Raw genomic sequence first — 20,886 nt, 5'->3', positions numbered from 1 at the left:
CACCTCGTAGTTACATAAGTTAGGACAGCTTATAATGATTACAATATACCATAATGAGCCTGAAAATGTTATGCTAACTCTAGAAGAGCACAAGCCTGCCGCTTACACTATAAACGGCTGTACAAGTGGGAGGGAAGCAAGCTTATGAAGCCTGAGCCGCAAAGATTAACCATTCTTCATACCAATGACATACATAGCCATTATGAAATGATGAGTCCTGTAGCGGCAGAGATTTCTGCAATGAAGGCTGCTGCAGGCGAAGGTCCGGTGCTGCTGCTGGATATCGGGGACCATATGGACAGGGCTGCTGTAGAGACGGAAGGCACGATGGGGCAGGCTAACATCGATATTATGAATCTGACCGGATATGATGCTGTAACTATCGGCAACAACGAAGGCCTTACCTTCTCACAGGAGATGCTCTCGGCTATATTCACCGGCATCCAGTGTCCTGTGGTGTGCTGCAACTTCCTGGAGTCTGCAACCGGGGAGCCTCCGCACTGGATGCAGCGTCATGCCATCCTGGAGAAAGACGGGATTAAGATCGGGCTGACCGGTGCCACGGCAGCCTTCACTTCCTTCTACTCCCTGCTGGGCTGGGATGTGCTGGACCCTGAAGAAGCGCTGCGCGAGCAGTGTCTGCTGCTGGCCCCTCAAGTAGATATTCTGATCATTCTATCCCATCTGGGGCTGCCTGCGGATCAGAAGCTGGCAGAGAATCTGGAAGGGGTACATGCCATTCTTGGCGGGCACACCCACCATATGCTGGAGAAGCCGCAGATGATAGGCGGCACGGCCGTATGCGGAGCCGGTAAGTTCGGCCGGTATCTCGGACGGGTGGTATTTGAGCGTGAACAGCCGGGCGGAGCCTTCCGGCTGGCTGAAGGGGGATGTACCGCAGTCAATGGCGCGCTGACTGAAGAGATCATCGCTCCGGCGGCAGCAATTCACCTGCAGCGTGGCCGTGAGGTGCTGCAGGAGACCGTTGCCATCAGCGACCGCGGGCTGCCGCTCGACCTGCAGGGCGAATCACCGTTTGGCAACCTGCTGGCACAGGCTGTCCGCCGCTTTACGGGCAGCTCCTTCTCGCTTGTCAATTCCGGGCAGCTGCTCGGCCCCCTGCCGGAGGGTAATATTACGGCAGGCATGCTGCATGCCCTATGCCCTTCCCCGATTAATCCGTGCATTGTGCAGCTTACCGGCAAGGATATCCGCATTGCGCTGGAACAGAGTCTAATGGAGGAATACCGCAATAAGGTAATCTACGGCTATGGATTCCGGGGGAATATGCTGGGCAGTCTGGCTGTCGACGGATTAAAAATCTTGTACGATCCAAGGGTCATGCCGTATGATAACGGTATTGCAATTTTTGTCGGCGGAGAAAAGCTGGAAGACGGACGGGAGTATAGTGTCGGTACGCTGGATATGTTCACATTCCGCACCGGGTATGAGAGTATAGCGAATGGCCGGGAGCCTGTCTATTTGCTGCCTCATTTCCTGCGCGATCTGCTGCGGATGGAGCTCCAGCGCCCGGGGAGTCTCGATGAGAGCGAAGTTGCCCGCTGGGTGAGTCTGACCACCTGATACATCCCGCAATTCATACAAACATTAGTAGTCATAGCTGCATCAGATTTCATTGACTAGATCAGGAGGATTATATGGATACAATTACAGCAATAATTCTGGCAATTGTAGAAGGAATAACCGAGTTTATCCCGGTATCATCAACGGGACACATGATTCTTACCACGAAGCTGCTGGGGTTTGACGAGCAGGATTCCATTATGAAGACGTATGAGATTGTCATTCAGCTTGGGGCCATTCTGGCCATTGCCATTGTCTACCGCCAGCGGATTCTGAATCTGCTGGGGATCGGCCGCAGCGGCAGAAGCAGAGGCGGAGTCATGCCGGCATCACGCCTGAACCTGATTCATGTGATGCTGGGTATTGTGCCTGCGCTCGCAGTAGCCTTTTTCGCCCGTGATTTCATCAAAGGCCTGTTCGGTGCATCTACGGTTCTCTGGGCACTGGTGGCCGGCGGGATTCTGATGATTATCGCGGAATGGGTGAACAAACGCAAGATTCGTGTGACCGCGCATGAGCTGGATGATCTGTCCTACGGGCAGGCGCTGGCGATCGGACTCTATCAGATTATTTCCGTGCTCTGGCCAGGGTTCTCCCGTTCCGGTTCGACGATCTCCGGGGGGATGCTCAGCGGGGTCAGCTACAAGGCTTCGGCGGATTTCTCCTTCCTCATCGCGATTCCGATTATGTGTGCAGCCTCGGGCTATGAACTGCTGGATTCCTACCGCAATTTCACGAATGATACCATCTGGTATTTCGCCATTGGCTTCGTGATTTCTTTCGTGGTGGCCTATGTGGTAGTTGTTCTGTTTATGAGATTGATCCAGAAGATCAGACCGACCCATTTCGCGATCTACCGGTTCATACTTGCGGCCGTCTTCTGGCTGTTTGTTATGCGTTAAGCTCACCCGGCTTAGCATTACCGGGCAAGAGAGGCAGTCTTACATACATGCGCTTGTCCGGTCGCTCAAGGTAACGGTATAGGCACAGCGTTTAACTCAAGGATTCCGAAACAGAATAGCAATTTACCGTTAAAGGCAGGAGTGAGCCAAGGTGCGTTTAGTATCCGTGAATCGGCTTCAGGCGGGAATGAAGCTGGGTAAAAAAATTTATAGTGATGAAGGACTGGTTCTGCTCGCTGATGGAGTAGAGCTTACTGATGCCCTGATCAAGCGGCTCGCTAGGATCGATATCGGCTATATCTATATAGAGGATTCCGTCACGGAAGATGTCGTGATTCCCGGAATGCTGCAGGATGAGACGCGAAATCAGGCGCTCAAGGTAATCAGAAATCAATTTCAGCAAATGTCCGGCGCTTCGGGAATTACCAAAGGCTTCTATCATCTGGATAAGAAGTTCTCCAAAGTGATGGATTCCATACTGGACGATATGTCGGCTCAGGAAGATCCGATGATTATGCTGCTGGATATGCACACCGCAGACAACTATCTGTATGTGCATTCCCTGAACGTATGCCTCTACACACTGGTGCTTGGCATTGCCCATGGCTACAGCAAGGAAGAACTGCGGGTCATCGGACTCGGTTCGCTGCTGCATGATATCGGCAAGACACAGATTCCGGTCAAAATTGTTCAGAAGCCCGGGATGCTCAGTGAAGATGAATTCAAGCACATGCAGGCGCATACCGAAATCGGTTACCGGATTCTTAAGGAAGAGCCGAATATCCCGCTGCTCGCGGCCCATTGTGCACTGCAGCATCATGAGCGGATCGACGGTTCCGGCTACCCGCGCGGTTTGACCGGTCCGCAGATTCATGAATATGCGAAGTGGCTGGGTGTGGCGGATTCCTATGATGCGATGACCTCCAACCGGATCTACAAAAAAGCCATGCTGCCGCATCAGGCGGTCGAGGCGCTGTATGTCGGCTCCGGCACGTTGTATGAGCAGAAGCAGCTGGAGATTTTCAGAGACCGTGTGGCGATCTACCCTCTGGGGCTTACCGTCAAGCTTAGCACCGGCGAGAGCGGTGTTGTGGTCAAGATTGATCCCAGCATACCGCACAGACCTGTTGTACGCGTGCTTAACGGCCCGGAAGGGGAAACGGTCACCCCATATGAGCATGATCTGGGCAAGGCCCTCTCTGTAGTCATTGTAGATGTGACTGATGGCGGAGAAATTATAGTGAAGAGCACTTGATAGGCGTTGTTAGCAGCGAGGAAAGAATACAGGCGTCCGCTTGGCTGCGGAGCTGTGTTCTCTGCCTTGCTGTTTTTTTGAAATTACAGCAAATCAGCGGCAGATGCGCAGTTTTTCACTTGTCGTGGTATGATATAGCGTAAGTTATCGTTCTTTTTCATTTGTTTTGGGTTAATAATAAGGAATAAGCATTAAAGGAGCATCAAGAAATGAGTATATTAGAGCCATCATCGTCAATACCTGTACAAGAGCTGTCGCCGGAGTACGATCCCTGGGATCCGATTACCTCTCTTCGCCAGCACGGGCGGCATGTGCTGACCAGCGTAGAGATGACGGTGACCAATCTGTGCAACATGCGCTGTGAGCACTGCGCTGTTGGAGACAGCCTGACTATGAAAGAAGGGGAGCTGCTGCCACTCACCAATATGCTGCGCCGTCTGGAAGAGGTAGAGCATCTGCAGACCATCAGCATCACCGGCGGGGAGCCGATGTTCCGTGCCGGAACGGTGGAGAACACCATCGTCCCGCTGCTGAAGTATGCACGTGAGCGGGGCATCCGTTCTCAGATCAACTCCAATCTTACCATGCCGTATTCCCGTTATGAGCAGCTGCTTCCATACCTCGATGTCATGCACATCTCTTTCAACTATGTTAACGGGGATGACTTCCATGAGGTGGGCTTCGCGAACAGCGGACATCCGGTCTCGAAGGAAGCTGCCTACCGGCTGTATGACACCATGCTGGAAAATTCCCGCCGGCTTAGCGATGACGGTATGCTGATCTCCGCGGAGTCGATGATTAATTACCGTACGCATACCAAGCTTCCAGAGATCCACAAGCTGATCGGGGAGATGGGGGCAAGACGCCATGAGGTGCATCCGATGTATGCTTCCAGCTTTGCTTCGAAGCTGCCCGTATTGTCACTTCGAGAGATGAATGCAGCCATACATTCCTTGCTGGATGCCCGTGACCCTGAGATGTGGATGCTGTTCGGCACACTGCCGTTCTTCGCCTGCAGCTTCCTCGAGGAAGACCAGCAGCTGCTGCGCAGACTGCGCAGTGAGAAGAATGTTACCCTGCGCAACGACCCGGACGGAAGAAACCGGGTGAACGTGAATTTATTTACAGGCGATGTATTCGTAACAGATTTCGCCGATATTTCTGCATTTGGCAATATCAGCAGCACCAGGCTGGATGACATTTTCACCGAGTGGCAGACTAAGCATCCGCTGAATCAGAAAGTGAATTGCCACTGCGATGCCGCCGGCTGCTGCGGGCCCAACCTTCTGGTAGCCGATATGTATTATCCTGAGGTTGATTTCAAGACAAGAAAAGCGATCACTCTGTAGAAATGGGGCGTTATTATAGTGCATACGGAATTTGACATAGGAAGCTTAGTGCTTAATCTTTTGCTCGTTCTGGTGCTCGTATTATTGAATGGAATCTTCGTTGCGGCGGAGTTTTCGCTGGTAAAGGTCAGACAATCACGTCTGACTCAGCTCGTCAGCGAAGGGAACAAAATGGCCGGGTATGCGCTGAAGGTCAATAAAAGACTGGATTCATATCTGTCTGCCACCCAGTTTGGGATTACGCTCGCCTCGCTGGGACTCGGCTGGGTCGGAGAACCGGCGATCTCTGAGCTGCTGGTTGAACCGCTGATGTATCAGCTAGGCGTTTCGGATCAGACCCTGATCTCTACGGTATCTGTGATTATCGGTTTCTCGATTATTACCTTCTTACATATTGTGCTGGGTGAGCTTGCACCGAAGTCCCTGGCGATTCAAAAAACTGAAGGCTCAGCGCTGCTGCTGTCCGCTCCGCTGATGTTCTTCTATAATGTGTTCCTCCCCTTCATCTGGGTGCTGAATGCGTCGGCTAATGCACTGCTGAGGCTGGTGGGTGTTGAACCGGCCAGTGAAGCCGAAGCTGCCCACTCGGAAGAGGAGATCCGTATCCTGATGAATCAGAGTGCGAAGAGCGGGGTTATCGACAAGGACGAGATGAAGCTGATGGACAATATCTTCGAATTCTCCGATCTGTTGGCCCGTGAAGTCATGCTCCCGCGTACGGATATGGATGTACTGTACAGCAATCTCCCCCTGGAGGACAATATGCGGATCATTACAGAAACGAAGCATTCCCGGTATCCGGTAGCCTTCGAGGATAAGGACCGGATTATCGGCTTCATCCATATTACAGATCTCCTCTTCGCACCGCTGGAGCAGCAGAATGACCTGGCTTCACTGGTCCGGCCGATTCTGAATGTGCCGGAATCGATGGAGATTAGCCATGCGCTCCGTCTGATGCAGAAGAACAAAGCCCAACTGACCCTGGTCGTAGATGAATATGGCGGGACTGCGGGACTGCTGACGGCTGAAGAGATCCTAGAGGAGATTGTCGGCGATCTGCATGATGAGTTTGAGGATGAACGCCCCAGTGTGGAGCGCAACGGCGAATACATTTCCGTTGAAGGCCGCATGCTGATCGAAGACGTGAATGATCTTACAGGTGTCATCATCGAAGATGAAGAAGTGGATTCGATTGGCGGCTGGCTGTTCAAGGAGCTGGAGGGCAATCCGTCCAAAGGCAAACAGGTAGTGGTCGGCGACGTCACCTTCGAGGTGGAGGAGTCCACCCGGCTGCGGATTACCCGGATTAATATCCACCGGGCGAATCCGCCGGAGTCCGCAGAGGATGCAGAAGATACGGAAGAAGAGAAAGAGTAAGCAGGGCAATTGCTGAAATAAAGAGTTAAATTGTAACAGGGTACACTGGCAGCCGCTAATGGCTGCTGGTGTGCCCTGTTTTTTTGCAATTGCGTTCTGATATCCCTTAGAGCTGTCATAAATTAGTTATGAAGGTAACTATCAGATATGACATCCATGAAACGAAGCTCATCAAACTTTGAGGAGGAATGAAACATTGAACTCCCAGGAACGTGTATGGACACCGTATAGGGGACCGTTTGATCCCTGTCCGCCGGTGCCGTTCAAGACGTATGTAGTACCGCCGAACCAATTCATTAATTTCCAGCCCCCGAATCTGCCGCAGTTCTCCCTGCCTGAAGCGCTGAAGTACGGAACGCTATGGCCCGCGCTGTTCAGCCCGTATGAGTCCAAGTCCAAAGGAGGGAAGTAGGCGATGGAAGCAAATCCTTGCGAACCCCGCTATTACGAAATGCTGGAGCAGCTGCAGGTGCTCGATTTCGCACTGGTGGAGCTGAATCTGTATCTGGATACCCATCCTGAGGATCTGAAGGCCATTGAGCAATTTAATCAGCTGACCTTCGAACGAACGAAGCTGGCGAGCCAGTTCCAGGAGCTATACGGCCCGTTGCAGAACTTCGGCCGCGCGTATTCCAAATGTCCGTGGCAATGGAGTCAGAGTCCCTGGCCTTGGCAAGTCTAGCGGCCCGGGTGAGGAATGAATAAGTCTAAGGAGGGGGAAGTGCACGAATGTGGATTTATGAGAAAAAGCTGCAATACCCGGTGCGTGTCGGCAAATGCGATGTGCGGATGGCGCGTTATCTGATGGAGCAATACGGCGGGGCAGATGGAGAACTGGCGGCGGCACTGCGGTATATGAATCAGCGGTATGCGATTCCCGATAAGGTCATCGGCGTATTAACGGATATATCGACTGAAGAATTTGCCCATTTGGAAATGATTGCCACCATGATCTATAAACTGACCAAGGACGCTTCGATCAGTGAGCTTGAGGCGGCGGGACTCGGTCCGAACTACGCGCAGCGGGATCATGCGCTGTTCTACCAGAACTCGGCAGGGGTGCCGTGGACAGCCGCCTACATCCAAGCCAAGGGTGATCCGCTCGCTGACCTGTATGAGGACATTGCCGCCGAAGAAAAGGCCCGGGCTACATACCAGTGGCTGATCGACATGACGGATGATGTGGATCTGCAGGACAGCCTCAAGTTCCTGCGGGAGCGGGAAATCGTGCATGCGCTAAGATTTAAGGAGTCTGTGCAGATATTGATTGAGGAACGGGATAAGAAGAAGGTGTTCTGAGGAGCTTAATCCTGCCCAAAATACAACATTTCGCTCATGAATTCGAGCCTAACCGGAAATTGTTGTACAAAAGGCAGGATTTCTGCTTGTTTATGCGGCTATGCGGGATAATTGTTGTATTTCATACAGGAATCCTCGCGAACCCCAGGGCATCTTGGAAGCAAAGCTGTAAAACGTACAACATTTATGATACATAACTAGGGGCTGTTCCAAAAGCTATGAAATGGCTGGTTGGATAGTCTCTTTTTTCTGTAGTTAACGCCCTGCCTTTGTGCTGACCTGCCGTGCCTCGGTGCCAGATACAGCCATCTGTGAGATAATACTGCTACTGATGATCAATCTGGTGCAGGATGCGGATAGTGGAAAGGGGAGCATAATGGTTATGGCATTTGAACGGTGGCGCGGATTCATCCGGGCCTGGCGGGATTATCCCTTCCCGGAAGGGGCTGTGATTGGCGGGCATTATACAATTGAGGCTTTGCTGGGAGAAGGCAGCTACGGGCTGACGTACCTCTGCTATGATTCAAGGAATGGCGCTCTCTTTGCGATTAAACAGTCCAGACCCAGCAAGAAAGCGGTTGGCCGGGCGTTGCTTGCCAGGGAGGGTGCTATTTTACAGGCAATGGATCATCCTAATATTCTTAAATACCGCGATTATTTCAAATATAAAGGCTCGAATTGGCTGGTTACCGATTATATTGCGGGGAAGACGCTGGAGGATCTGATCTTTGATGAACAGATCGTCTATGGTGAGCGGGAATGTCTGGCCACAACGCTGAAGCTGATGGATCGGGTTGCCCATGTCCATTCGCGCGGATACGTTCACCTCGATTTGCGGATTCCCAATGTGATTCTCCAGAATGAAGATCTGTACTTAATTGATTTCGGATTGGCCGTACAAATAGGAGAGGCGGATACCGTACCCTGGCTGCTGAAGCCGAGGGAGAAAGAGCTGCCGGAACGTAGGCCGCCGGTGATTGCCTCGGATTTGTACGATGTAGGACAACTGATGCTGTTCATGCTGTATTCCGGTTATGTGCCAGTACGGGGAGGGGCGGAGCGGAGCTGGCGGGAAGAGCTGGAGCTATCGCCGGGAATGCTGCAGATACTGTCCCGGCTGCTTGGGGAGCAGGAGACCTATCCGGACACAGCTGGATTTATGCGTGAGGCCGGAAAATTGTATAAGAGTCTGCTGCGATGATATCTGTTCAAAAAAAGGTGCCCTCAGCCAAATGCTAAGAGGCGCCTTATGACTGTGTATGAAGAAATCAAGCCAGCTTCAGCTTGAACTGCCGTAACGGTTCTTATAGTATTTATGTCCGGTTCCTCCGCGGCGGGCATCTGAAGAGGAATGCCGCTTGTATCCGTGGCTGCTGCTTGAATGCCTTCTGGATACTGGCCTCCCTTTGTTGCTGCTCGAATGCCTGCGGTGTCCGCCATGTTTGGACTGCTCCACGGAGTGCAGGACTTTACCAAGAATTTTCTTAAACATCTTGTTTCCTCCTCTAAGGTTGTAGTAGCCATTGCAGTGCGGCTTTAATCGTTAGTTACCCGTACTACGGCTTCCGTACGCGGCTGGTTTCAATAAAAATTAAACCCCGTCCATTTGCGGCGGGGTTGTTTGTATACCAAGCGTAATGATAATGTTATTCGATATAACTCTTCGTTGCCTGATACATATTGACCGCGTATTCGTCGATCTTATCCCGTGACATGCGCAGCCGGTCCACCGAAGTGCCGTAGCCGATCTCCTGCAGTCCTTCGGCTAATCCCTGGAAGATTCCATCCGTGAACGCATCTAACGGTTCGCCGTGGACATGCAGCCCGCTTCCGCCGAGATCTGTATTCACCGCCGGAGGAGCAATCTCAATCACTTCTACAGAGGTATCAGAGAGCTGGAGTCTGAGACTCATGGTGAACGAATGAAGCGCCGCCTTCGTCGCTGAATAGATCGGGCCAATGGCAAACGGTGTGAAGGCTAGGCCGGAGGTGACGCTCAGGATAGCCGCCGCTTCCCGTGCTGCGAATAATGGAGCGAACAGCATCGCCAGATGAACAGGGGCTTCAAGGTTAGTTGTGATTTCTTGATTGAAATAAGCCCAGTTGTTTCTCGCATCTGCCTTGAGTACATTGAAGCGCTGCTGGGTCCCGGCATTGTTCACTAATACATTTACTTCCGGATAGTTCGCAGTTACCCAGTCGAACAAGGCGGTACGCTCGGATTCTATATTCAAATCACTTACACGGGTAATCAGGCCGGGGAGCTTGTCTTTGGCATCCTGCAGGACCTGTTCACGCCGCCCGGTACTGATGACTGTATTCCCGCCATTGATGAAGCGTTCGGCAAAAGCGAGCCCGATTCCGGAGCCTCCGCCTGTAATAAGGATTGTGTTTCCTGAAAGTTTCATTGTGGTACCTCTTCTCCATTATTTTGATAAATAATTGGTATACCGTGCGATTTTCTTGTCGATGCCCTGCAAGGATTCTGTCATGAGCGCAATTTCCGCCAGCACAGCCTGCTTATGCTCCTGAAACATTCTAAGCCGGAGTTCAGTCGTGCTGTCCCCTTCTAACATCCAGTCCACATATTGCCGGATACTGCAGATGGGCATATGCGTATTTTTCAAATAAATAATGATCTTAAGGAAAGCAATACGATTCTCCGAGAATATCCGCCTCCCGGCTTCATCACGCTCCATCTGTGGCAATAAACCCTTTTTCTCATAATAACGAATCGTTGATTCCGGAATCCCTAACTGGGCTGCAGCTTCGCTAATGGAAACATATTTCATCTGGAGACCTCCATGGCAGTTGGTTAGTTGTCGACAGGAATAGGATACGACTTGAACCATGGTTTAAGTCAACACATATATTTTTACACTAATGAAATATACTTTTTGAGATAAATTTATATCTTTGCTATATTAAGAGAATGCGTTTCCGATAAATAAGATTTATCCAAAAATGGGAGGAATATTGAATGAATGCAGCGGATTTTCCGGCGTACAAGTGGATGAATGAGGGGAACATCAGGTTTGAGGATGATGCTATTATATTAGAAGCCACTGCTAACAGCGACTTTTTCTGTAACAACGGTGCCATAGCTGAAGAAGGGCTTACCCCTGAAAGTCTGACGAATGCACCCTTCTTCTATACAGAAGTGTCCGGTGATTTCGTGCTGCGGTTGAAGGTTAGCCATGACTTCCGGGATACCTACGATTCCTCTTCCATTATGGTGATGCAGGACCTGACGGTCTGGGCCAAGGCCTGCTTTGAGCTGACAGATTTCAATACCCACGCCGTGGTCAGTGTAGTAACAAATCAGACCTCGGATGATGCCAATGGCTGTAATATTGATGGCAATGAGGTATGGCTGCAGGCCGCAAGGTCCGGGAATGCCTTCGCCTTTCATTATTCGACAGATGGTGTAAGGTTTGATATGATGCGCTTCTTTAACCTTCCGGCGGAAGAAACGATCAAGGTTGGACTATTGGCACAAGCCCCAACAGGCGAAGGCGGAGAGAGAATCTACCGGAATTTCACACTGGAGAACCGGACGGTCAAAAATATAAGAGCGGGTGAATAAGCCGTGAATAAACCGTGAATAAACCGTGAATAAGCCGTGAATAAGCCGTGAATAAGCCGTGAATAAACCGTGAATAAGCCGTGAATAAACCGTGAATAAACCGTGAATTAACCGTGAATTAACCGTGATGACGGTATGGGAAATGTTTCAGCGTGCGTTGCCCTTTACCTGTCTGGGCCAGATGAAATAGGTAACGGTGATGATCAGATCAATCCCGACTACAACAGACCATACCGTCAGAATGCTTAGCAGCGCTTCCGTGCGGGCGGGGTCGTCAATCCACACAATGAGTCCGTAGAGAATACCTGCGGCGAGCACAAAAGAGAGCAGATGCTTCACCCAGCCCTTGAAATAATGCCGGGCATGCTCCATGCCGTACCGTTTGACCGGCCGCGCCCCTTGCTTGGTGACATAGTAGCGGAAGCGTTCATCCGCCCAGGCGATCATGCTTTTACCGAACACAATGGACACTGAAATGTACACAGCCGCAAGCGCATGCGCCGTCGTAGCGGAAGCTCCTCCGGCCAGATCCACACCGGAGATGATCAGCAGAATGATGTCCAGCACCGGAGTCAGCGCAAGGAAAATCAGTCCCAACGTGTTGCGCTTGAAGATATAACGTGCCGTAAAGCCGGCAAGGATGACAACCCAGAACAACACTTCGCAGGCGACAATCGCCCATGCTACCAGATTCATAATACACCTCTTGTTGGATTATTTTTGGTAATAACGGAAGTATAGCAGTGAACTTTAAACAATACAACTGTATTATTTAAATTGTGTTTCGTATTCTGCTTATGCTACAATGTGCACATGCCAAAAATTGTGGATCATTCAGAGCGGAAATCGAATATAGCGGAAGCGACCTGGCGTGTCATTATCCATCAGGGAATCAAAGGGGCAACTGTGCGAAATATTGCTGCTGAGGCGGGGGTATCTCTGGGGGCGCTGCGCCATTATTTCTCCACACAGCACGAATTGCTGGTGTTTGCAATGAATCTGGTGAAGGAAAGGGTAACTGCACGGATCGTGGATATTATGAATCTTGATCTTCCCCCCAAGGAGCAGGTTAAGAGGGTACTGCTGGAGCTTCTTCCCATAGATGACAGCAGCATGGCTGAGATGGAGGTATGGTTCGCATTTATCTTCCATCTCAAGTCTGCCGGGGAGCCTAATGATGAGCTTAGCGATGCTATCTATCCGCTTGTCATCCAGTTGATTGATTATCTGGACCAGCATGAGCTGCTTCGGCAGGAGCTGGATAAGGACAGTGAAGCTGAGCGGCTGTATGCCGTGGTCGACGGACTGGCCCTGCATGCGATGCTGGAGCCTGAACGCCTGGACAAACAGCGGATAATCCGGGTGCTGAACGTTCATCTGGATTCCATCTGCTGTAGTGAACAGCCTCAGTAATTTACTATATTGCTAGAAGTTATATTTTTCGAGACGTTATTGTTAAATCAGGCAAAACCACATCTTAAACTAAGGTGTGGTTTTGCTTTTTCTTTATCGGCGAAGTGGCTGGTGATGCCATGGCAGTACCGCTGCTGCCGGGTCTTGGCCTTGAAGTAGAATGCTGGCTTAATTAATTGGGACAGTCACTTACATGAAGCTTTTGCCGGTTTCGAGGTGTGCTGCACTGTCGCCTTCCTCAAGAGCCGCAGGTTTCTTCAGGAGGAATCCCAGAATAAGACCAATAGAGGCGATATATACGAGCACCATAAACGTACCGGAGAAGGCTTTGGTCCAAGTATCCAGTGTTGGAATGCCGTCACCCGGCATGAAACCTTTCATTGTGCGGGTAAGGACGGTCATTAAGCCGGCTATGGCAAAGGAGCTCATCACCTGTTGGGCAGCGTTGGTAAGCGAGGTGACCCGGCCCACCAGCTTAGGCGGAGAAGCTTGAATCAGATGGGTGTTCAGCGGCATCAGGGACAGTCCCATTCCTGCTCCAAGCAGGGCCAGGGGAAGAATCAGCACGGAGACGCCATCGGCAGCTGTGACCCTGGTTAAGATGAATGCGGAGACAGCGACAAACGTCATACCCGCAATGACCAGCGGACGGGCGCCGACTTTGTCAAATAAGGTTCCGCTGATGGAAATAATTACAGCAGCTGCTATCGCTTGCGGCAGCATGATGATTCCTGTGTCAAAAGCGCTGTAATTCTGGGCCTGCTGCAAAAAGACCGGAACCAGGAACATGGAGCCGAACAGTGCGATCTGGAAGATCCATTGGATTACGATGCCTTTGGTGAAGTCCATAGATTTGAACACACGCAGTTCCAGAATAGGCTGTTTGTGGCGAAGCTCGACCAAGATAAATAGCACCAAAGCGATAATGCCAATAGATAAACCAGTCACAGTGTTAAATGAAGTCCATCCGTTTGCTCCTTCGCTTACACCATAGGATAAGCCGGCAAAAGCAATCGGGGCCAGTACGATTCCCCATAGATCAAAGTCAGTGACCGGCTCGCGCGGAATGTCCGGAAGGAAACGCAGGCCTATGCCAATGGCCAGAAGGCCAACCGGGATGTTAATGATGAAGATCCATTGCCACGAGGCATAATCGACCAGCCATCCGGCGATGATTGGACCAAGAGCCGGAGCAAGCAGGACGGGGATTCCCAGGATGCCCATAATGGCCCCCACTTTGTCCGGAGGGGAGAGCTTATAGACGAAGGCGAAGGCAATCGGCATCACCATTCCGCCGCCGGCCCCTTGAATGATGCGGAAGAGAATTAGCATGGCAGAGTCCGCTGCCATGGCACAGAGGATGGACCCGAGGGTGAAGAAGGCGATGGAGTACAGAAAAATTCGCTTGGCGCCGAATTTGTCGGACAGCCATCCGGCCAGGGGGATTACCGCTGCAGTGGCAAGCACATAAGCGGTAATCACCCATTGCAGACTGGACAGGGATGCACCAAAGGCTCCCGACAGCTTGGGCAGGGCGACATTAACTGCCGAACCATCCAGCAGCACCATGAAGCAGCCGAGTATAAGAGTAATGAGCGGTATAATAATCCTTTTGAACGACTGCGGATCTTCGCCGGGCAGATCTGTTGCGGATTTTGTTGACATATTGAACCTCCTAATGGATGTGATCATGGGTTGTGGCATACTTTATTCACACTGCAGCAGCAAGCTTTCCAGTTGTTCAAACAATGGTTTAAGCTGTTTGAGCGTGCTTCCGGAGTCCAGATGGTAATAATTCATCGTCCCCTTTTTACGGACATTGATGATCTCTGCTTCCTTCAAAATCCGCAAATGGTGGGAAACGGCCGGCCGGGACAGATTGGTCCGTTCTGTAATTTCTCCTACCCGCATCCCGGGCATTTGTGTGCCCTGCATCAGCGTAACAATAATGGCTTGCCGGGTCTCATCGCCGATAGCAGTAAGAACCTTCTGATTCTTTTTGAATTCGCCCACCAGCTGTGTGCCGTAGTCCTGGTTAATCATAGCATCCCCTCATTCGTTTGATGGTTTAATCATTTGAACCTTTGAAGCAAAACCGGTATGAGTACCAGTGGAGTATTTCCTTGCCGGGTGGTTGAATGGATTAATGCTTTTGACGAATACAGAGTATCACGCTCTCCGTGCAAACACCACATTGGGAAAGAAAGTCGAGACCCACAATTTGTAAATTGAAAGGCCGGAGGCGGATTACCGCAACAATGAAGGCTGCGGACATGAGTACAATAAAGCCGCATTCAGTTAGCTGAGTGCGGCTTTATCAGGCTATTCCTGTTGTCTTACATACCCGGGCCACCCCGTATTCAGCAGCAGAGCTGGCAGAACAAGTGTGGGCGCTCATGGAGCGCAACCAGATGGTTCCCCGGGCACAAACTACGATTTGACCGCAAGCTGTGCGTTCTCAGGTCCATTTGGCAGACCACAGCTTCATTTCCTTGAGGATCTGATGCAGATCCGCACCTTTGGGAGTCAGTGTATATTCTACTGTCACCGGAACGGTCGGGTACACGCATCGTTCCAGTACTCCATGCTCTTCGAGGTGTCTCAAGGTGCTGGTCAGCGCGCGCGGGCTGATCCCACCGATATTGCGCTGCAGCTCACCAAAGCGTTTCGTGCCGCCCTGCAGCTCTCTCAGTACCAGGAAAGCCCATTTTCCGGCTAGTACCTCCAGCGTTTTTTCTATGTTGCATTCAATTAATATGGGGTTCTTCGGGATATAATTACTGGCAGAATTGGCTGCTTTCAAGGGATTTCCTCCTGTTCCATGGCACTATACCAGAGTATAGCAACTATACTGGATGACATATAATAAACTATTTTTCACTTCTTTCTATTATATACAATCTGTTCTAGAATGAACATGTGTATGGAGCAACCGGCTAACAGGCCGGATTCAGAGAGGAGCAAGGGATTCATGAAATACCGCAGATTAGGTGGAACCGGACTTAAAGTCAGTGAGATCAGCCTGGGAAGCTGGTTGACCTACGGAGGATATGTTGAACAGGACAATGCCGTCAAGGCCATTGAAACCGCTTACTCCCAGGGCATTAATTTTTTTGATACGGCTAATGTTTATGAAAAAGGAGCAGCGGAAAAAGTGCTGGGTGCTACCTTGAGCAGCTATCCGCGCGAATCCTATGTGCTGGCGACCAAAGTATACGGCGTAATGGGTGACGGTCCCAATGACCGCGGCCTGTCCCGCAAGCATATTACCGAGCAATGTCATGCCAGTCTGAAACGGCTGGGTGCTGAATATGTGGATCTGCTGTATTGCCACCGGTATGATCCGGAAACGCCCATTGAAGAAACGCTGCGGGCGCTGGATGATCTGGTCCGGCAGGGCAAGGTGCTCTATGTAGGCGTAAGTGAATGGACGGCGGCGCAGATGGCCGAGGCCCTTGCGGTTGCCGACCGGTATCTGCTGGATCATATTGTGGTCAACCAGCCGATCTACAATATGTTCGAACGTTATATCGAGAAAGAGATTATTCCGCTTGGCCTACGCAAAGGGATCGGACAAGTCGTATTCTCGCCGCTGGCCCAGGGGCTGCTGACCGGCAAATACAGCTCGGTCTCCGATATTCCAGAGGATAGCCGGGCCGCTAAGCTCGAATGGATGCGTAAAGGAATTACGGCGGAAAGAATCGCCAAGGTTCAGGAGCTGGGCACGATTGCCGCTGAGCTGGATATTTCTGTAGGTAATCTGGCGCTGGCCTGGATTCTGCGTCAGCCTAATGTAGCCAGTGCCCTGGTCGGCGCCAGCCGTCCGGAACAGGTGGAAGAGAATGTGAAGGCTTCGGGCATTGAGCTCCCTGAGGATGTATTGACACGGATTGAAGAAATAATCGGCTAAGAGAGGAAGGATGCAGAATGAAGGTTCTATTTATCGGAGGTACGGGACTCATCAGCCAGGCCGTATCCCGGCTGGCAGTGGAACGGGGAATAGAACTTTATCTGTTCAACCGTGGTGAGCGGAGCAGCTTGGTACCGCAAGGCGCGCAGGTGATTCAGGGGGATATCCGCGATAAGGAGAAGTCGGCCGAGGCGCTCAAGGATTACGAATTCGATGTGGTGGTGGACTGGATTGCCTTCACACCGGAGCATGTACAGACGGATATTGCCTTATTTACCGGGAAAACAAAGCAGTACATCTATATCAGCTCCGCTTCCGCTTATCAGAAGCCGCAGCGGAATTATCTCATTACTGAGGAAACGCCGCTGGTGAATCCGTACTGGCAGTACTCCAGGGACAAGATTGCCTCTGAACAGCTGCTGCTGGAGGCGTATCAGAACAGCGGCTTCCCGGTTACGATTGTCCGTCCATCCCATACCTATGGAGACACGGCCATTCCGGCGGCACTGACCAGTTGGAGTAATCCATGGTCGCTGGTGGAACGCATCCGCAAAGGCCAGCCGCTCGTCATTCACGGTGACGGCACTTCCCTATGGACGCTGACGCATAATTCCGATTTTGCCAAAGGGTTCGTCGGGCTGCTGGGTCATCCGGAGGCGATCGGGGAAGCGATTCATATTACCTCTGACGAAGTGCTGAACTGGAATCAGATTTATGCTGCTATCGGCGAGGCCGCAGGCAGAGAACCGAAGGTTGTGCATATCTCAACCGACTTCATCGCCGCGAACACACCGCCGGGGACGGCGGACGGGCTGATTGGTGATCAGGCTGTGAGCAGTGTGTTCGACAACAGCAAGATTAAACGCTTTGTTCCTGATTACGAAGCTACCACTCCCTTCGCCGAAGGGGTGAAGCGCTCGGTCGCCTGGTTCGAAGCTCATCCTGAATTATGCACGGTGGATCAGGATTGGTCCAAGATGCTGGACGGGTTAATTGCCAAGCACGGGGTGGACCCGAAGTTGCTCACCTACTATGCTTAAAATATGAATGGCTTGCAGAGACAGGTGCCGCCTTAATGGGAGGGCGCCTGTTTGTGTTGCAATTGCGGGAGCAGCGGGAGAAAGGTCAACGAATAATTGATATCTCAATCCGTTAGGAATAATGCGGAAGGTAGAAAACTGTAAAAAAAAGTTATGGTTCCAGTATAGTAGCCCATACTGTATTTCTGAAAATACATATTATGGGAGGGCGGAGGTGGAAACATTGAAGTCAAAAGGAGCTTGTAATGAGGGAAATGGAAATGAAAAAAAAACAGGCAATTCAAAAAAACGTAAAGTTCGGGTAAATGACCAGCAACAGGAACACTGCAAGAGAAGAGTAGTGGTGCGTAAAAAAATTGTAAAGCTGACTTGTCCCCAGCCGAAGATTATTGTGAACTCTCTGCTGGGACCGCCAGGCCAACCTGGTCCAGCGGGTATAACAGGAGCACCGGGAGCTGCCGGGAGAACAGGAGTAACGGGGGCTACCGGTCCAGCGGGTAGGGTTGGTGCAACAGGAGCTACCGGTCCCTCCGGTGGTGAACGCGGAGCAACGGGAGTAACGGGGCCAACCGGTCCGGCGGGAGCGGCCGGAGCAGCGGGAGCGACAGGGGCAACGGGAGCGACAGGCACGGCGGGAGCGGCCGGAGCAGCGGGAGCGACAGGGGCAACGGGAGCGACAGGCACAGCAGGAGCGGCCGGAGCAGCGGGAGCGACAGGGGCAACGGGAGCGACAGGCACGGCGGGAGCGGCCGGAGCAGCAGGAGCGACAGGGGCAACGGGAGCGACAGGAACGGCGGGAGCGGCCGGAGCAGCGGGAGCGACAGGGGCAACGGGAGTGACAGGCACAGCAGGAGCGGCCGGAGCAGCAGGAGCGACAGGGGCAACGGGAGCGACAGGCACGGCGGGAGCGGCCGGAGCAGCGGGAGCGACAGGGGCAACGGGAGCGACAGGCACAGCAGGAGCGGCCGGAGCAGCAGGAGCGACAGGGGCAACGGGAGCGACAGGAACGGCGGGAGCGGCCGGAGCAGCGGGAGCGACAGGGGCAACGGGAGTGACAGGCACGGCGGGAGCGGCCGGGGCAGCGGGAGCGACAGGGGCAACGGGAGCGACAGGCACGGCGGGAGCGGCCGGAGCAGCAGGAGCGACAGGGGCAACGGGAGCGACAGGCCCTGTGTCAACGACATCAACAAAGTTGATTCTGTTTCAAGGGACAAATCCAGGGTTTCAATTATTTCTGGGATCGCCGGGGCCGGAATCTGAGACATTGCCATATGTTGTAACAGGTTCCACAGGCAATGTTGTGGCATTTGCATCAAGCATTGATGTAAACAACCTTCCAGCAGGAAATTATGTTTATCAAATAAGTAAAAATGTGATTAATACTGCTGTTGTACCGGCTCCAGGGGATGTATTGGCAACTATAACACTTACGCTAACCGCCACAATTACCGGAACTCTAATTTTTACAAGCCTCTCTTCAGATGTAGGATCACATCAGGTTTTTGTTTCAAATAATTCGGTGTACACACCAGCAGCTGCTACTGTTACTTGGGTCAGCAATATTCCTGGCAGTCCGGTGGTCAGAGATGATGCCATTTCTTTATTTTTAAATAGGAATGTAGCAAATAACGCTGCGTATCAGGTATATCTCTCCAGTGACATCTAGCTGATTTGAATACTAAAGGGAGAAGGAGGACTTAAGCAAGCATTGCAGGACTATCCATTACTGATGAAGCAGGTGCTGCCCGTATAAGGACAGCACCTGCTTTGTATGAAGAGATATCTACATCTGCTCCTTATCCCGTAGATTCAGAGTTCGATCCATGCCGGTGTCAGCTTATCATTCAGGTATAGCATGAAATACGGATTCGTGAATATACTCTCACTACCGAAATCCCCTCATAAAAGGAGTCCTGGTTATGCCGACACATCCATATGTCTCCCGTTTTTTTGTGAATACTGATGCCCGCCGTGAGAAGCTGATTTATGATTTGCCGGAATCCTGGTGGAGCCGTCCCTATGAATACGAATGGTGCACCAACTTTATTTCACCGCATGATGTGGTGCTGGATGCCGCCTGCGGAATATCCCACCCGCTTAAATTCTACCTTGCCGGCTATAGTGCAGAGGTCTTCGCCTGTGATATTGATGCCCGGATTCTGTCACGGGAAGCGATTATGCAGGATATTGCCGATGATATCGGAGAATTGGCAGCCCAGCAGGTGCAGGCCAGAAGAACAAACCGGCTGCATCTGACCCAGGCGGATCTTACCGCACTGCCGTATGAGGATGAGAGCTTTGATACGATTTTTTGCATCTCGGTACTGGAGCATCTGTCGGTGCAGGATTCGGTGCTTGCGGTGCGGGAATTTCACAGAACTCTTAATGGAGAAGGTCTGCTCGTGCTGACCTTTGATTATCCGACCGTGAACCTGCCGCGGATGAATGAGATTCTGCTCCAGGCCGGGTTTCAGTATTGGGGCGAGACAGATTTCAATCTTCCGGCAGATGCGGTGCATACCGATCAGTGGGGCGGCCTGAACTGTTTCCGGGCGGTGCTCAAGAAGGCGCAGGGTTAGTACTAGCATAGAACGGTAGAGGTATAATCCCCATCATTTGGTTGTTTCCTTCCGGTATAGTAGAATAGGCTCAAGACGGAAGAGAGAAGGAGACAACTTCATGGGGATGATTGGTAACTACATCACTGTAACTGCGGAACTGCTTCAGGCCATCCGGGATGAAGAGATCAGTCTGCACGGAATCGAACCGAAGCTGGATATCGATAAGGCCTGGCAGGCGCTGCATTATACACTAAGCGGCGGGGGCACGGAGGAAGGTTCAGCACTTGGGGCGGTTGTGCCAATGAATGGCCAATATTATGCCGGACACTATTCCGATGCCGAGGTATTTGTGCTGGAGCCGGAACAGGTGACAGAAACCGCTGCTGCCCTGGAGGGAATAGAAGAGGCGTTTATGCGGGAACAGTATCAATTCCGGCAGATGCTGGACGAAGGGGTATACCCGCTGGTGGATGATGATGAACCGGAAGAGTTTTTTGACTATATGTATACGTATTTCACGGCTATGAAAGAGTTCTACCGGACCGCAAGCGCTGATCAAGCGTATGTAGTATTTTATATCTCATAACCTCATTTGAATTTGTAGAAAAGG

The 20,886-nt window shown here is 51.6% G+C and carries 23 protein-coding genes; 16 read left to right on the top strand and 7 right to left on the bottom strand.

Annotation, left to right across the window (positions count from 1 at the left end; translation table 11 throughout):
- The first annotated feature begins 144 nt into the window (after nucleotides 1-144).
- The 9 genes from MKX70_RS29255 to MKX70_RS29215 all read left to right on the top strand — a co-directional run bounded on the left by MKX70_RS29255 (nucleotide 145) and on the right by MKX70_RS29215 (nucleotide 8,967).
- Nucleotides 145-1,584, top strand: a complete 1,440-nt coding sequence (locus tag MKX70_RS29255; protein WP_340841383.1) for a bifunctional metallophosphatase/5'-nucleotidase — start codon at nucleotides 145-147, stop codon at nucleotides 1,582-1,584.
- A 74-nt stretch (nucleotides 1,585-1,658) separates the two neighbouring features.
- The gene (locus MKX70_RS29250) at nucleotides 1,659-2,486 is read left to right on the top strand and encodes an undecaprenyl-diphosphate phosphatase (protein WP_042234467.1); all 828 of its coding nucleotides are present in this window, start codon (nucleotides 1,659-1,661) and stop codon (nucleotides 2,484-2,486) included.
- Nucleotides 2,487-2,637: 151 nt separating this feature from the next.
- The gene (locus MKX70_RS29245; RefSeq protein WP_340841382.1) at nucleotides 2,638-3,741 is read left to right on the top strand and encodes an HD-GYP domain-containing protein; all 1,104 of its coding nucleotides are present in this window, start codon (nucleotides 2,638-2,640) and stop codon (nucleotides 3,739-3,741) included.
- Nucleotides 3,742-3,950: 209 nt separating this feature from the next.
- Entirely contained in the window at nucleotides 3,951-5,090 is a 1,140-nt protein-coding gene (yfkAB, locus tag MKX70_RS29240) for a radical SAM/CxCxxxxC motif protein YfkAB (RefSeq protein WP_340841381.1), read from the top strand.
- A gap of 18 nt (nucleotides 5,091-5,108) precedes the next feature.
- The gene (locus tag MKX70_RS29235) at nucleotides 5,109-6,467 is read left to right on the top strand and encodes a hemolysin family protein (RefSeq protein ID WP_445323689.1); all 1,359 of its coding nucleotides are present in this window, start codon (nucleotides 5,109-5,111) and stop codon (nucleotides 6,465-6,467) included.
- Nucleotides 6,468-6,663: 196 nt separating this feature from the next.
- Nucleotides 6,664-6,879, top strand: coding sequence for a spore coat associated protein CotJA (locus MKX70_RS29230; RefSeq protein WP_042135306.1), 216 nt, complete (start codon nucleotides 6,664-6,666; stop codon nucleotides 6,877-6,879).
- A 3-nt stretch (nucleotides 6,880-6,882) separates the two neighbouring features.
- On the top strand, nucleotides 6,883-7,149 hold the full coding sequence (locus tag MKX70_RS29225; protein WP_042234476.1) for a spore coat protein CotJB: 267 nt from the start codon (nucleotides 6,883-6,885) through the stop codon (nucleotides 7,147-7,149).
- 47 nt (nucleotides 7,150-7,196) lie between these two features.
- Nucleotides 7,197-7,766 (top strand): manganese catalase family protein, encoded by a 570-nt coding sequence (locus tag MKX70_RS29220; protein ID WP_039306375.1) that lies wholly within the window; start codon nucleotides 7,197-7,199, stop codon nucleotides 7,764-7,766.
- 382 nt (nucleotides 7,767-8,148) lie between these two features.
- Nucleotides 8,149-8,967, top strand: coding sequence for a serine/threonine protein kinase (locus tag MKX70_RS29215; RefSeq protein ID WP_340841380.1), 819 nt, complete (start codon nucleotides 8,149-8,151; stop codon nucleotides 8,965-8,967).
- Nucleotides 8,968-9,045: 78 nt separating this feature from the next.
- Here the strand turns inward: MKX70_RS29215 and MKX70_RS29210 are convergent, their stop codons facing one another.
- The 3 genes from MKX70_RS29210 to MKX70_RS29200 all read right to left on the bottom strand — a co-directional run bounded on the left by MKX70_RS29210 (nucleotide 9,046) and on the right by MKX70_RS29200 (nucleotide 10,558).
- Nucleotides 9,046-9,258 (bottom strand): hypothetical protein, encoded by a 213-nt coding sequence (locus tag MKX70_RS29210; RefSeq protein WP_042211670.1) that lies wholly within the window; start codon nucleotides 9,256-9,258, stop codon nucleotides 9,046-9,048.
- A 154-nt stretch (nucleotides 9,259-9,412) separates the two neighbouring features.
- Nucleotides 9,413-10,174, bottom strand: coding sequence for an SDR family oxidoreductase (locus tag MKX70_RS29205; protein WP_340841379.1), 762 nt, complete (start codon nucleotides 10,172-10,174; stop codon nucleotides 9,413-9,415).
- A gap of 18 nt (nucleotides 10,175-10,192) precedes the next feature.
- Nucleotides 10,193-10,558, bottom strand: coding sequence for a MerR family transcriptional regulator (locus tag MKX70_RS29200; protein WP_340841378.1), 366 nt, complete (start codon nucleotides 10,556-10,558; stop codon nucleotides 10,193-10,195).
- A gap of 188 nt (nucleotides 10,559-10,746) precedes the next feature.
- On the opposite strand from MKX70_RS29200, the gene MKX70_RS29195 reads away from it, so the two are divergent.
- Nucleotides 10,747-11,352: a DUF1349 domain-containing protein gene (locus MKX70_RS29195; protein WP_340841377.1), complete on the top strand. Its 606-nt coding sequence runs from the start codon at nucleotides 10,747-10,749 to the stop codon at nucleotides 11,350-11,352.
- A 147-nt stretch (nucleotides 11,353-11,499) separates the two neighbouring features.
- Here MKX70_RS29195 and MKX70_RS29190 read toward each other — a convergent pair whose 3' ends face one another.
- The gene (locus tag MKX70_RS29190; protein WP_042234485.1) at nucleotides 11,500-12,048 is read right to left on the bottom strand and encodes a hypothetical protein; all 549 of its coding nucleotides are present in this window, start codon (nucleotides 12,046-12,048) and stop codon (nucleotides 11,500-11,502) included.
- Between the two features lie 117 nt (nucleotides 12,049-12,165).
- Between MKX70_RS29190 and MKX70_RS29185 the strand changes: the two genes are divergently transcribed.
- Nucleotides 12,166-12,765: a TetR/AcrR family transcriptional regulator gene (locus MKX70_RS29185; protein ID WP_042234487.1), complete on the top strand. Its 600-nt coding sequence runs from the start codon at nucleotides 12,166-12,168 to the stop codon at nucleotides 12,763-12,765.
- Between the two features lie 189 nt (nucleotides 12,766-12,954).
- Here the strand turns inward: MKX70_RS29185 and MKX70_RS29180 are convergent, their stop codons facing one another.
- The 3 genes from MKX70_RS29180 to MKX70_RS29170 form a co-directional block, all read right to left on the bottom strand.
- Nucleotides 12,955-14,430, bottom strand: coding sequence for an MDR family MFS transporter (locus MKX70_RS29180; protein ID WP_340788817.1), 1,476 nt, complete (start codon nucleotides 14,428-14,430; stop codon nucleotides 12,955-12,957).
- Nucleotides 14,431-14,472: 42 nt separating this feature from the next.
- On the bottom strand, nucleotides 14,473-14,808 hold the full coding sequence (locus tag MKX70_RS29175; protein WP_042234493.1) for an ArsR/SmtB family transcription factor: 336 nt from the start codon (nucleotides 14,806-14,808) through the stop codon (nucleotides 14,473-14,475).
- A gap of 415 nt (nucleotides 14,809-15,223) precedes the next feature.
- Nucleotides 15,224-15,568, bottom strand: coding sequence for a winged helix-turn-helix transcriptional regulator (locus MKX70_RS29170; RefSeq protein ID WP_042234497.1), 345 nt, complete (start codon nucleotides 15,566-15,568; stop codon nucleotides 15,224-15,226).
- 168 nt (nucleotides 15,569-15,736) lie between these two features.
- Here MKX70_RS29170 and MKX70_RS29165 point away from each other — a divergent pair, with 168 nt between their 5' ends.
- The 5 genes from MKX70_RS29165 (at nucleotide 15,737) to MKX70_RS29145 (ending at nucleotide 20,862) form a co-directional block, all read left to right on the top strand.
- Nucleotides 15,737-16,675, top strand: coding sequence for an aldo/keto reductase family protein (locus MKX70_RS29165; protein WP_042234500.1), 939 nt, complete (start codon nucleotides 15,737-15,739; stop codon nucleotides 16,673-16,675).
- A gap of 17 nt (nucleotides 16,676-16,692) precedes the next feature.
- Entirely contained in the window at nucleotides 16,693-17,715 is a 1,023-nt protein-coding gene (locus MKX70_RS29160; protein ID WP_042234503.1) for an SDR family oxidoreductase, read from the top strand.
- A 343-nt stretch (nucleotides 17,716-18,058) separates the two neighbouring features.
- Nucleotides 18,059-19,381: a collagen-like protein gene (locus MKX70_RS29155; protein ID WP_340841376.1), complete on the top strand. Its 1,323-nt coding sequence runs from the start codon at nucleotides 18,059-18,061 to the stop codon at nucleotides 19,379-19,381.
- A gap of 253 nt (nucleotides 19,382-19,634) precedes the next feature.
- Nucleotides 19,635-20,294, top strand: a complete 660-nt coding sequence (locus tag MKX70_RS29150) for a class I SAM-dependent methyltransferase (protein ID WP_039307858.1) — start codon at nucleotides 19,635-19,637, stop codon at nucleotides 20,292-20,294.
- 100 nt (nucleotides 20,295-20,394) lie between these two features.
- A complete protein-coding gene (locus tag MKX70_RS29145; protein ID WP_042234509.1) occupies nucleotides 20,395-20,862 on the top strand; it encodes a YfbM family protein in 468 nt (155 codons plus the stop codon).
- Nucleotides 20,863-20,886: the final 24 nt, after the last annotated feature.

The organism is Paenibacillus sp. FSL R7-0312 (assembly GCF_038004445.1).
Classification (GTDB): domain Bacteria; phylum Bacillota; class Bacilli; order Paenibacillales; family Paenibacillaceae; genus Paenibacillus_AQ.
This window is presented reverse-complemented; position numbering and strand designations above follow the sequence as displayed.

What these genes read in the sequence shown, in the direction of transcription:
- MKX70_RS29180 (WP_340788817.1), bottom strand. Translation starts at nt 14,430, where the DNA reads ATGTCAACAAAATCCGCAACAGATCTGCCCGGCGAAGATCCGCAGTCG.
- MKX70_RS29145 (WP_042234509.1), top strand. Translation starts at nt 20,395, where the DNA reads ATGGGGATGATTGGTAACTACATCACTGTAACTGCGGAACTGCTTCAG.
- MKX70_RS29220 (WP_039306375.1), top strand. Translation starts at nt 7,197, where the DNA reads ATGTGGATTTATGAGAAAAAGCTGCAATACCCGGTGCGTGTCGGCAAA.
- MKX70_RS29165 (WP_042234500.1), top strand. Translation starts at nt 15,737, where the DNA reads ATGAAATACCGCAGATTAGGTGGAACCGGACTTAAAGTCAGTGAGATC.
- MKX70_RS29150 (WP_039307858.1), top strand. Translation starts at nt 19,635, where the DNA reads ATGCCGACACATCCATATGTCTCCCGTTTTTTTGTGAATACTGATGCC.
- MKX70_RS29195 (WP_340841377.1), top strand. Translation starts at nt 10,747, where the DNA reads ATGAATGCAGCGGATTTTCCGGCGTACAAGTGGATGAATGAGGGGAAC.
- MKX70_RS29185 (WP_042234487.1), top strand. Translation starts at nt 12,166, where the DNA reads ATGCCAAAAATTGTGGATCATTCAGAGCGGAAATCGAATATAGCGGAA.
- MKX70_RS29205 (WP_340841379.1), bottom strand. Translation starts at nt 10,174, where the DNA reads ATGAAACTTTCAGGAAACACAATCCTTATTACAGGCGGAGGCTCCGGA.
- MKX70_RS29215 (WP_340841380.1), top strand. Translation starts at nt 8,149, where the DNA reads ATGGCATTTGAACGGTGGCGCGGATTCATCCGGGCCTGGCGGGATTAT.
- MKX70_RS29225 (WP_042234476.1), top strand. Translation starts at nt 6,883, where the DNA reads ATGGAAGCAAATCCTTGCGAACCCCGCTATTACGAAATGCTGGAGCAG.
- MKX70_RS29200 (WP_340841378.1), bottom strand. Translation starts at nt 10,558, where the DNA reads ATGAAATATGTTTCCATTAGCGAAGCTGCAGCCCAGTTAGGGATTCCG.
- MKX70_RS29210 (WP_042211670.1), bottom strand. Translation starts at nt 9,258, where the DNA reads ATGTTTAAGAAAATTCTTGGTAAAGTCCTGCACTCCGTGGAGCAGTCC.
- MKX70_RS29175 (WP_042234493.1), bottom strand. Translation starts at nt 14,808, where the DNA reads ATGATTAACCAGGACTACGGCACACAGCTGGTGGGCGAATTCAAAAAG.
- MKX70_RS29250 (WP_042234467.1), top strand. Translation starts at nt 1,659, where the DNA reads ATGGATACAATTACAGCAATAATTCTGGCAATTGTAGAAGGAATAACC.
- MKX70_RS29160 (WP_042234503.1), top strand. Translation starts at nt 16,693, where the DNA reads ATGAAGGTTCTATTTATCGGAGGTACGGGACTCATCAGCCAGGCCGTA.
- yfkAB (WP_340841381.1), top strand. Translation starts at nt 3,951, where the DNA reads ATGAGTATATTAGAGCCATCATCGTCAATACCTGTACAAGAGCTGTCG.
- MKX70_RS29255 (WP_340841383.1), top strand. Translation starts at nt 145, where the DNA reads ATGAAGCCTGAGCCGCAAAGATTAACCATTCTTCATACCAATGACATA.
- MKX70_RS29190 (WP_042234485.1), bottom strand. Translation starts at nt 12,048, where the DNA reads ATGAATCTGGTAGCATGGGCGATTGTCGCCTGCGAAGTGTTGTTCTGG.